At 69.7% G+C, this 10,324-nt stretch carries 7 protein-coding genes and 1 pseudogene; 4 read left to right on the top strand and 4 right to left on the bottom strand.

The features are described from left to right. The first annotated feature begins 8 nt into the window (after positions 1-8). From nuoL to nuoN, 3 genes are read left to right on the top strand one after another with little or no spacing between them, the layout of a single operon-like run. The gene (nuoL, locus tag BLW82_RS17870) at positions 9-1,904 is read left to right on the top strand and encodes an NADH-quinone oxidoreductase subunit L (protein WP_093499744.1); all 1,896 of its coding nucleotides are present in this window, start codon (positions 9-11) and stop codon (positions 1,902-1,904) included. Positions 1,905-1,909: 5 nt separating this feature from the next. After that, on the top strand, positions 1,910-3,481 hold the full coding sequence (locus BLW82_RS17865; RefSeq protein WP_093499743.1) for an NADH-quinone oxidoreductase subunit M: 1,572 nt from the start codon (positions 1,910-1,912) through the stop codon (positions 3,479-3,481). Beyond that, entirely contained in the window at positions 3,478-5,127 is a 1,650-nt protein-coding gene (gene nuoN, locus BLW82_RS17860) for an NADH-quinone oxidoreductase subunit NuoN (protein ID WP_093499742.1), read from the top strand. Before BLW82_RS17865 ends, nuoN begins: the two co-directional genes overlap by 4 nt. Before the next feature lie 95 nt (positions 5,128-5,222). Here nuoN and BLW82_RS17855 read toward each other — a convergent pair whose 3' ends face one another. Then, positions 5,223-5,762 (bottom strand): hypothetical protein, encoded by a 540-nt coding sequence (locus tag BLW82_RS17855; RefSeq protein WP_093499741.1) that lies wholly within the window; start codon positions 5,760-5,762, stop codon positions 5,223-5,225. A 261-nt stretch (positions 5,763-6,023) separates the two neighbouring features. Between BLW82_RS17855 and recQ the strand changes: the two genes are divergently transcribed. Beyond that, complete coding sequence (recQ, locus tag BLW82_RS17850) at positions 6,024-8,063, top strand: DNA helicase RecQ (RefSeq protein WP_093508104.1); 2,040 nt, start codon at positions 6,024-6,026, stop codon at positions 8,061-8,063. 74 nt (positions 8,064-8,137) lie between these two features. Here the strand turns inward: recQ and BLW82_RS45500 are convergent. The 3 genes and pseudogenes from BLW82_RS45500 to BLW82_RS17840 form a co-directional block, all read right to left on the bottom strand. Next, positions 8,138-8,266, bottom strand: a pseudogene (locus BLW82_RS45500) (GntR family transcriptional regulator); the annotation flags it as partial. A 243-nt stretch (positions 8,267-8,509) separates the two neighbouring features. After that, complete coding sequence (locus BLW82_RS17845) at positions 8,510-9,157, bottom strand: tetratricopeptide repeat protein (RefSeq protein WP_093499740.1); 648 nt, start codon at positions 9,155-9,157, stop codon at positions 8,510-8,512. A gap of 156 nt (positions 9,158-9,313) precedes the next feature. Further along, positions 9,314-10,252 (bottom strand): M56 family metallopeptidase, encoded by a 939-nt coding sequence (locus BLW82_RS17840; protein ID WP_093499739.1) that lies wholly within the window; start codon positions 10,250-10,252, stop codon positions 9,314-9,316. Positions 10,253-10,324 lie beyond the last annotated feature (72 nt).

Genomic DNA, 10,324 nt, shown 5'->3' with positions numbered 1-10,324 from the left:
GCTGAATCGTGGAGAACCTGATTGCGCTGCTCATCGCGGCGCCCCTGCTCGGAGCGGCCGTGCTCCTCGTCGGCGGCCGGCGCCTGGACGCCGTGGGCCACTGGGTCGGCACGATCCTGTCGACGACGTCCTTCGTGTTCGGCGTCATCCTCTTCGCCGACCTGCTCGGCAAGAACCCCGAACACCGCACCCTGATGCAGCACCTGTACACCTGGGTGCCGGTGGAGGGCTTCCAGGCGGACGTCACCTTCCGCCTCGACCAGCTGTCGATGACGTTCGTCCTGCTGATCACCGGCGTCGGCTCGCTCATCCACCTGTACTCCGTCGGGTACATGGAGCACGACGAGCGCCGCCGCCGCTTCTTCGGCTACCTCAACCTGTTCCTCGCGGCGATGCTGCTGCTCGTCCTCGCCGACAACTACCTGCTGCTGTACGTCGGCTGGGAGGGCGTCGGCCTCGCCTCCTACCTGCTGATCGGCTTCTGGCAGCACAAGCCCAGCGCGGCGACCGCGGCCAAGAAGGCGTTCATCGTCAACCGCGTCGGCGACATGGGCCTGTCGATCGCGATCATGCTGATGTTCACGACGTTCGGCACGTTCGCCTTCGGCCCGGTCCTCAGCCACGCCACCGACGCCTCCGAGGGCCGGCTCACCGCGATCGGTCTCATGCTGCTCCTCGCCGCCTGCGGCAAGTCCGCCCAGGTGCCACTGCAGTCCTGGCTCGGCGACGCCATGGAAGGCCCCACCCCGGTCTCCGCCCTCATCCACGCGGCGACCATGGTGACCGCGGGCGTCTACCTCATCGTCCGCTCCGGAACGATCTTCAACGCGGCCCCCGACGCCCAACTGGTCGTCACCGTCGTCGGCGCCGTCACCCTCCTCTTCGGTGCGATCGTCGGTTGCGCCAAGGACGACATCAAGAAGGCCCTCGCCGGCTCGACCATGTCGCAGATCGGCTACATGGTCCTCGCCGCCGGCCTCGGCCCGATCGGCTACGTTTTCGCGATCATGCACCTGGTGACGCACGGCTTCTTCAAGGCCGGGCTCTTCCTCGGCGCCGGCTCCGTCATGCACGGCATGAACGACGAGGTCGACATGCGCAAGTACGGCGGACTCCGCAAGTACATGCCGGTCACCTTCATCACCTTCGGCCTCGGCTACCTCGCCATCATCGGCTTCCCCGGCCTGTCCGGCTTCTTCTCCAAGGACAAGATCATCGAGGCGGCGTTCGCCAAGGGCGGCGCCGAGGGCTGGATCCTCGGCACCTGCGCCCTGGTCGGCGCGGCCATCACCGCCTTCTACATGACGCGCGTGATGCTGATGACGTTCTTCGGCGAGAAGCGCTGGCAGCCCGACGAGCACGGCCACCAGCCGCACCCGCACGAGTCCCCGAAGGTCATGACCATCCCGATGATCGTCCTGGCGGTCGGCTCGGTCTTCGCCGGCGGTTTCTTCAGCATCGGCGACCGCTTCCTACATTGGCTGGAGCCGATCACCGGCCACAGCGAGGGCGACTCCCCGATCAGCGCGGGCGTCGTCACCGGCGCCACCATGGTGTGCCTGATCATCGGCGTCGGCATCGCCTACCTCCAGTACGGCCGCCGGCCCGTCCCCGCCGTCGCCCCGCGCGGTTCCCTGCTCACCCGCGCGGCCCGCCGCGACCTCCTCCAGGACGACTTCAACCACGTCGTCCTGGTCCGCGGCGGCGAACACCTCACCCGCTCCCTTGTATATGTCGACCACACCCTGGTTGACGGCGTCGTCAACGGCACGGCAGCGGGCTTCGGCGGGCTCTCCGGCCGGCTGCGCAAACTGCAGAACGGCTACGCGCGCTCGTACGCGGTCTCGATGTTCGGCGGCGCCGCCCTCCTGGTCGCCGCGACCCTGCTGATGAGGGCGGTCTGATACCGATGTCCTTTCCTCTGCTGACAGCGACGGCGGTCCTCCCGGCCGTCGGCGCGGTCGCCACGGCCGCCGTACCGGCCGCCTGGCGCACCGCCGCCAAATGGCTCGCGCTGCTGGTCTCGCTCGCCACACTCGTCCTGGCGATCGTCGTCATGGTCCGCTTCGACCCCGGCGGCGCCCGCTACCAGCTCACCGAGTCCCACGCCTGGATCAGCGACTTCGGCGTCCGCTACGAACTGGGCGTCGATGGCATCGCGGTCGTCCTGATCGCGTTGACCGCCCTGCTGATGCCCTTCATCATCCTGGCCGGCTGGAACGACGCCGACCCGCTGGAGACCGGCAGCAAGCGGTGGCGGCCCACCCAGGGCTTCTTCGCCCTGATCCTGGCCGTCGAGGCGATGGTGATCATCTCCTTCGAGGCCACCGACGTCTTCCTCTTCTACATCTTCTTCGAAGCCATGCTCATCCCGATGTACTTCCTCATCGGCGGCTTCGGAGACCGCGCCCACGCCCAGGGCGAGAAGGCGGCGTCGACGCAACGGTCGTACGCCGCAGTCAAGTTCCTTCTCTACAACCTGGTCGGCGGCCTGATCATGCTGGCCGCGGTGATCGGCCTCTACACGGTCGCTGGGAACTTCTCCCTCGCCGAGATCGCGCAGGCCCGTGCCAACGGCACCCTGCACATGGCCACCAGCACCGAACGCTGGCTGTTCCTCGGCTTCTTCTTCGCCTTCGCCGTGAAGGCGCCGCTGTGGCCCCTGCACACCTGGCTGCCCAACGCCATGCAGGAGTCCACCGCCCCGGTCGCCGTCCTCATCACCGCGGTCGTCGACAAGGTGGGCACGTTCGCGATGCTCCGCTTCTGCCTCCAGCTCTTCCCGGAGGCCTCGAAATGGGCGACACCCACCATCCTCGTCCTCGCCCTGATCAGCATCATCTACGGCGCGCTGCTCGCCGTCGGACAGCGCGACATCAAGCGGCTGGTCGCCTACGCGTCCATCTCCCACTTCGGGTTCATCATCCTGGGCATCTTCGCGATGACCAGCCAGGGCCAGTCCGGCGCCACCCTCTACATGGTCAACCACGGCATTTCCACCGCCGCCCTGATGCTGGTCGCCGGCTTCCTGATCTCCCGCCGCGGCTCCCGGCTCATCGCCGACTACGGCGGCGTGCAGAAGGTCGCCCCGGTCCTCGCCGGCACCTTCCTGATCGGCGGCCTGGCCACCCTGTCCCTGCCCGGCCTCGCACCCTTCGTCAGCGAATTCCTCGTCCTGGTCGGCACGTTCACGCGCTACCCGGCCATCGGGATCATCGCCACCTTCGGCATCGTGCTCGCCGCGCTCTACACCCTCGTCCTCTACCAACGGACGATGACGGGCCCGGTGAAACCGGCCGTCTCCGCGATGCCCGACCTGAAGGCCCGCGAACTCCTCGTGGTCACCCCGCTGATCGTTCTGCTGATCTTCCTGGGCGTCTACCCGAAGCCCGTCACGGACATCGTCAACCCGGCGGTCAAGCAGACCATGTCGGACGTACACAAGACCGACCCGAAGCCCGCAGTGGAGGCGGCCAAGTGAGCGCAGCAGCCGTCCACAGCCTGTGGACAACCGCAGCCGAGCCGATCTCGAAGATCCCGGCACCGAAGATCGAATACGGGCAGCTCTCACCCACTCTGATCATCGTCGGCGCGGCGATCGTCGGAGTGCTGGTCGAGGCGTTCGTCCCGCGCAAGTCCCGCTACTACGCCCAGGTGTTCGTCTCCGCCGTCGCCCTGTGCGCCGCCTTCGCGGCAGTCGTCGCCCTGGCCGCCGACGGCTACGGCACCACCAAGGCGCACATCGCCGCCATGGGCGCCATCGCCGTCGACGGACCGTCCCTGTTCCTCCAGGGCACGATCCTGCTGGCCGGCCTCGTCGGCCTGTTCACCTTCGCCGAACGCCGCCTCGACCCCGAGGCCCACGGCAACCGCGTCGACTCCTTCGCCGCCCAGGCCGCCGCGGTCCCCGGCAGCGACACCGAGAAGGCCGCCGTCAAGGCAGGCTTCACCACCACCGAGGTCTTCCCGCTCCTGCTCTTCGCCATCGCAGGCATGCTGGTGTTCCCCTCCGCCAACGACCTGCTGACGCTCTTCGTGGCCCTGGAGGTCTTCTCCCTCCCGCTCTACCTGCTGTGCGCCCTGGCCCGCCGCAAGCGCCTCATGTCACAGGAAGCCGCCGTCAAGTACTTCCTGCTCGGCGCCTTCGCCTCCGCGTTCACCCTGTTCGGCATCGCCATGCTCTACGGCTACGCAGGCTCGGTGTCCTACGCCACCATCGCCCAGGTCGTCGACGGCACCGTCACCAGCGTCGACCCCGCCCTCGCGAACACCATGGGCAACGACGCACTGCTCCTCATCGGCACCGCCATGGTCGTCATGGGCCTGCTCTTCAAGGTCGGCGCCGTCCCCTTCCACATGTGGACGCCCGACGTCTACCAGGGCGCACCCACCCCGGTCACCGGCTTCATGGCCGCCGCCACCAAGGTCGCCGCCTTCGGCGCCCTGCTGCGCCTCCTGTACGTCGTCCTGCCCGGCATGCGCTGGGACTGGCGGCCGGTCATGTGGGGCGTCGCGATCATCACCATGCTGGGCGGCGCGATCGTCGCGATCACCCAGACCGACATCAAGCGCCTCCTCGCCTACTCGTCGATCGCGCACGCCGGATTCATCCTCGCCGGTGTCATCGCGACCTCGAAGGACGGCGTGTCGTCCGTTCTCTTCTACCTGGCCGCCTACTCCTTCGTGACCATCGGAGCCTTCGCCGTGGTCACCCTGGTGCGCGACGCGGGCGGCGAGGCCACCCACCTGTCCAAGTGGGCAGGCCTCGGCCGCCGCTCACCACTCGTGGCAGCCGTCTTCGCCGTCTTCCTGCTGGCCTTCGCGGGAATCCCGCTGACCTCCGGCTTCGCCGGAAAGTTCGCCGTGTTCAAGGCGGCCGCCGAAGGCGGCGCGGTCCCGCTCGTCGTGATCGGTGTGATCTCGTCCGCGATCGCCGCGTTCTTCTACATCCGCGTGATCGTCCTGATGTTCTTCAGCGAGCCGAGGCCCGAAGGACCCACGGTCGCCGTGCCCTCACCGCTCACCATGGCGGCGATCGGCCTCGGCGTCGCCGTCACCCTGGTTCTCGGTGTCGCACCGCAGTACTTCCTGAACCTGGCCAGCCAGGCCGGAGTGTTCGTGCGCTGAGACAACCTGTACGTCCCAGGGCCCCGGTTCCTCGCACAGGAGCCGGGGCCCACGCGCGCGTGCACGGCCCAGGACCACGGGGCGGGACCCAAGGACTACGGGCAGGTCACCGTCGGGTTCCACTGCGCGAACAGACCGCTCGGATTGTCCTTCCAGATCCAGGCGCGCAGCGTGTACACGGAGCCCGTCACACCGGGAACCGTCGTCGGCCCCTGGAACTCCTGCCCGAACAACGTCGGCACGGTGCCGCTGCCCGCCCGCACGATCCACTCCGCCGCGACCAGGGCACGGCCGCCGCCGGAATCGGTCTCGTAGAGAAGACCAGCGGGTTTGGCCGGGTCCAGACTGCCGACGCCGGCGGCCTTCACGTAGTGGTAGCCCGCGCCGCCCTTGCCGCCCGGACCGTCCTTGCCGCCCGGGCCGTCCTTGTCGCAGATGCCGGTCCGGACGTACCCGTCCGTGACCGCGAACGGCTCGTACTGGTAGTCCGCCGTCGCCGTGTACGTCGAGGTCAGATCCGTCCACGCGAACGGGTCGGGATCGGGGACGGGATCCGCGCCGGCGGGAACCGCGGCCAGAGCGAACGGCACGGCCAGGGCCAGAACGGCGCCGGCGGTGCGGGACCTGAGAGACATCCTGATGCTCCTTGGGGCGGAAGAGGCACGCGAGCGCGACGCCTCCGTACAACGCGGGCCTCCCCGGTCCCGCCCGTGCAGCATCGCCCGCACCTCTTCCCCGCCGCCACGCGAAGACCGCCAAAGGACTGAGGACACCTCCGCACAGACGAATCCCGCACCCCCTGCCCGGCAGGCGGCCTGTGGATAACTCCGGCGATGTCGGTCCGGACCCCTATCGTGGAGGCAGTGGTCGAAGGACGACGTACGGGGGACATGACGATGGGTGGGACGGGCGGGACCGACGACATGCCAGGGACGACCGAGACGCCGGGGGCGCCACAGGCGCACGGCCCGGCGGACAGCGAGGCACTGGCCACGCTGCACCGCGTCTTCGGGTACGACGCCTTCCGAGGCGAGCAGGAAGCGATCATCGAGCACGTGGTGGCGGGCGGCGACGCCGTCGTCCTCATGCCCACCGGCGGCGGAAAATCACTGTGCTACCAGATCCCCGCCCTGGTCAGACCAGGTACGGGCATCGTGGTCTCACCACTGATCGCCCTCATGCAGGACCAGGTGGACGCCCTGCGCGCTCTCGGCGTCAACGCCGGGTTCATCAACTCCACCCAGGACTTCGACGAGCGGCGCGTGGTCGAGGCCCAGTTCCTCGCGGGCGAGCTCGACCTGCTCTACCTCGCCCCCGAGCGGCTCCGCGTGGACTCCACACTCGACCTGCTCGCCCGCGGCAAGATCGCCGTGTTCGCCATCGACGAGGCGCACTGCGTCTCCCAGTGGGGTCACGACTTCCGCCCCGACTACCTCGCCCTCTCCCTCCTCGGCGAGCGCTGGCCCGACGTCCCGCGCATCGCGCTCACGGCCACCGCCACCCACGCCACCCACCAGGAGATCACCCAGCGGCTGCACATGCCGGCGGCCCGGCACTTCGTGGCCAGCTTCGACCGGCCCAACATCCAGTACCGGATCGTCCCCAAGGCCGACCCCAAGAAGCAGCTCCTCACCTTCCTCCGCCAGGAACACGAAGGCGACGCGGGCATCGTCTACTGCCTCTCCCGCAAGTCCGTCGAAGCCACCGCCGAATTCCTCACCCGCAACGGCATCGACGCCGTGCCGTACCACGCCGGCCTCGACGCGGCCACCCGCGCCGCCCACCAGTCCCGCTTCCTGCGCGAGGACGGCCTGGTCGTCGTCGCCACCATCGCCTTCGGCATGGGCATCGACAAGCCCGACGTCCGCTTCGTCGCCCACCTCGACCTGCCCAAATCCGTCGAGGGCTACTACCAGGAGACCGGCCGCGCCGGCCGCGACGGGCTGCCCTCCACCGCCTGGATGGCCTACGGCCTCAACGACGTCATACAGCAGCGCAAACTCATCCAGTCCGGCGAGGGCGACGAGGCCTTCCGCCGCCGCGCCCAGGCCCACCTCGACTCCATGCTCGCCCTGTGCGAGACCGCCCAGTGCCGCCGCGGGCAACTCCTCAACTACTTCGGCCAGGACCCCGACCCCGCCGGCTGCGGCAACTGCGACACCTGCCTCACCCCGCCCGAGACCTGGGACGGCACCGTCGCCGCCCAGAAGGTCCTCTCCACCGTCGTACGGCTCCAGCGTGAACGCGGACAGAAGTTCGGCGCCGTCCAGATCGTCGACATCCTGCTCGGCAAGCGCACCGCCAAGGTCATCCAGTTCGACCACGACCAGCTGTCCGTCTTCGGCATCGGCACCGACCTCGACGAAGGCGAATGGCGCGGCGTCGTCCGGCAGCTGCTCGCCCAGGGGCTGCTCGCCGTCGAGGGCGAGTACGGCACCCTGGTGCTCACCGAAGCCAGCGGGACGGTGCTGCGGCGGGAGCGCGAGGTTCCGCTGCGCAAGGAGCCGAAGAGGCCGGCGGTCTCACGGGCGGCCGGAAGCTCCGGGTCCGCCGGATCCTCCGGTTCCTCGGGCCGGAGCAAGGCGAAGGCAGCCGTGGCAGAGCTGCCCGAGGACCTGCTCCCCGCCTTCGAGGCCCTGCGCGCCTGGCGCGGCGAGCAGGCCCGCGAACAGGGCGTGCCCGCATACGTGATCTTCCATGACGCCACCCTGCGGGAGATCGTCAGCAGGTGGCCCGAGTCCGTCGCCGAACTCGCCACCGTCGGCGGCGTCGGCGAGAAGAAGCTCATGACGTACGGAGAAGGCGTCCTCGGGGTACTGGCCGGCCTGAAGACACCGACCGCCGATCCCGCACCCGCCCCCGCGGCGTCGGGGACCGGGGACGAGGACCACTGGCCCGAGATGGACGCGGAGCCGGAACCGGAGGACTGGATATAGGGCCGCCCGCGGTGACGGCGGGGGACCCGCCGCTTACAGCCCCTCGCCGCATACGCCCTGACGTCCGCGTCCGGATCGGCCGTCGCCGTGGCCTGGTCCGCGCGCAGCCGACGACGTGTCCGGTGGGCGGCGACGGTAGTCGCGGCGCCCTGACCGGAGTGGTCGCGGATGCGGCGGTCGGCGGGTGGCGTGGCTGGAACCATACCGATGGAGTGGGGAAAGGGGTGTTGCGGAAATACTGCGCCACTTGAGGAGCCGTTCGCACCCCGCTGAGCTGGGTTTTTTCCACAGTGTCGGAAAGATCTGCCACCAGCGCGCGGGTCTGTTCACCCGCGTACCCGCAGCGTGCAGGCAAGCCGGTCCCGGCCGCCGGGCGGTCTTGGACGATCACGTTCGTGGGGAACGGCGACCAGGCGGTCGCGACGGGCACCCGGCCCGCCCGACGACTACGCGCGCATGGACGCGCGGGCTTGTTCGACCCACCCCGAAACCGTCTTTGCGCCACAACTCTGGGCAACCGACTCGGCCTCGTCGAGGTACTGGTGCGCCGCCGGTAGGTCACCGGTCTCGACCGCGAGGTAGGCCAGGGCCACCAGGCCGGCCGCTTCCCCGGGTCTGAAGCCGATCTCCCGGCGCAGCGCCACCGACTCGGTCAGCCGCTCCCTGGCCAGGTCCGGTCGGCCCGCGTCCTTGTCGGTGAAGCCGAGATGGCGCACCGCGTATGACATCGTCAACCGGTCGCCGACGGATTCCGCCAGCGCGTACGACTGCTCGAAGTACGGTCTGCCGGTGGCCCCGTCGCCCTTCACCACCTGGTGCCAGCAGCCGATCCAGAACAACGCGTGCGCCTCACCCGACGCGTCTTCCAGTCGTCGGTACAACTCCGCCGCGCGCTCGAAGAGCATCAGTTCCCGGCTGTTCTCCTCGCGATCGTTGAGGAAACGCACGTGCAGTACCTTGCCGCGCGCCATGGAAAGCCGCGCCTCGACCGCGTCCAGTACGTCGTCGGACCGGTCCAGCGCGGACGTGTCCCCGCCGAACATCGCCGCTTCGAAGAGTTCTTCCGCCTGCACGACCCAGTCCTGCTCTTGCATCAGCAGCCCCCTGTCTTTCCTGCCGGACGAACGACAGTGCCAAGGCTATGCCGCGCTCGCCGCAAGGAGCCGAACAATTGTTGAGGGGGCTCTCCGGCTCCTGCCGTCCGCGGTCCGGCGGTGGTCGCTCCAGGCGGGTTGCTCGAGGCGGTCGATCTAGCCGAGTGCCGTCAGCCCCGGTGCGAACGCGATGAGGAGGGGCAGCAGGGGGACCAGGGCGGCCATCGTCGTCGTCAGGGCCCGCTGGCGGCGCAGCAGCCGTGGTGGCGGTTCCAGCAGGCGGTCGACGCGCTCGCCCAGCAGGCGGCGGCTCGACGCGCAGGAGAGGACCCCGCGGTGCTGGTTCAGTTCGATCAGTGCCAGGGCGGTGGTGAGATGGCCGCAGCGGCGGGACGCCGTGTCGTCGGCGGCGAGTTCGACGAGCCGGTGGGTCTGGTCGCAGAAGTGGGAGAAGAGCGGCACGCGCGGGAAGCCCGTGGCCAGGGCGCTGGACAGGTGGAGCAGCCAGTCGTGATGGGCGCGGGCATGGCCTCGTTCGTGGGTGAGTACGGCGTCGAGCTGGTGGTCGGTGAGGCGGTGCAGTGCCCCCGTCGTCACGACCAGCTGCGGTGGATGGCCCGGCATCCACCAGGCGTCCGGGTACTCGTCCTCCAGCACCAGCATCGGGCCGCGTGCCGCGGGGAGCCCGGCCGGCAGTTCCGGTGCCCGCTCGCGCAGGTGTGCGCGGGTCCGGTCGCGGCGGCGCCGGGCCTCGACGAGTTCGCGGGCGAGCATCGCCGTCGTCCACGCGGCCCCGGACGCCAGCAGCACGGTGAGGACGACCGCCCAGGGGGGCGCGACGGAGAGGTCGTACGCGGCGGTGACCGCCGGTGGCGCCGGCGCGAACACCCGGTCGCGCACGGTGTGGAAGACGGCCGCCGCGCCCAGGGTGAGCGCGGCCAGGCAGCACATCAGCACGGTGGCGACCAGACACTGCCACACCCACAGCGCGACCACCGGTTCCCGCTCCGGCCACAGGGACCGCACCAGGGCACGCGGCGCGGGCACCGCGGCCGTCAGGGCGACGACGGTCAGCAGGAGCAGGCAGACGGTCATGCCGGGGCTCCGTTTCCTGATCGGAGATGCGTGCGGGTGGCGGCTGGTGCGGGGGCGGTACGCCGCCGCGTG

Source organism: Streptomyces sp. Ag109_O5-10 (assembly GCF_900105755.1).
Taxonomy (GTDB): domain Bacteria; phylum Actinomycetota; class Actinomycetes; order Streptomycetales; family Streptomycetaceae; genus Streptomyces.
The sequence above is the reverse complement of the archived record's forward strand: the minus strand, read 5'-3'. Positions and strand labels throughout refer to the sequence as shown.

Bases quoted from the DNA above. Each gene is read 5' to 3' on its own strand.
- BLW82_RS17845 (WP_093499740.1), bottom strand. From the start codon at position 9,157: ATGCAAGAGCAGGACTGGGTCGTGCAGGCGGAAGAACTCTTCGAAGCG.
- BLW82_RS17840 (WP_093499739.1), bottom strand. From the start codon at position 10,252: ATGACCGTCTGCCTGCTCCTGCTGACCGTCGTCGCCCTGACGGCCGCG.
- BLW82_RS17865 (WP_093499743.1), top strand. From the start codon at position 1,910: ATGTCCTTTCCTCTGCTGACAGCGACGGCGGTCCTCCCGGCCGTCGGC.
- BLW82_RS17855 (WP_093499741.1), bottom strand. From the start codon at position 5,762: ATGTCTCTCAGGTCCCGCACCGCCGGCGCCGTTCTGGCCCTGGCCGTG.
- recQ (WP_093508104.1), top strand. From the start codon at position 6,024: ATGGGTGGGACGGGCGGGACCGACGACATGCCAGGGACGACCGAGACG.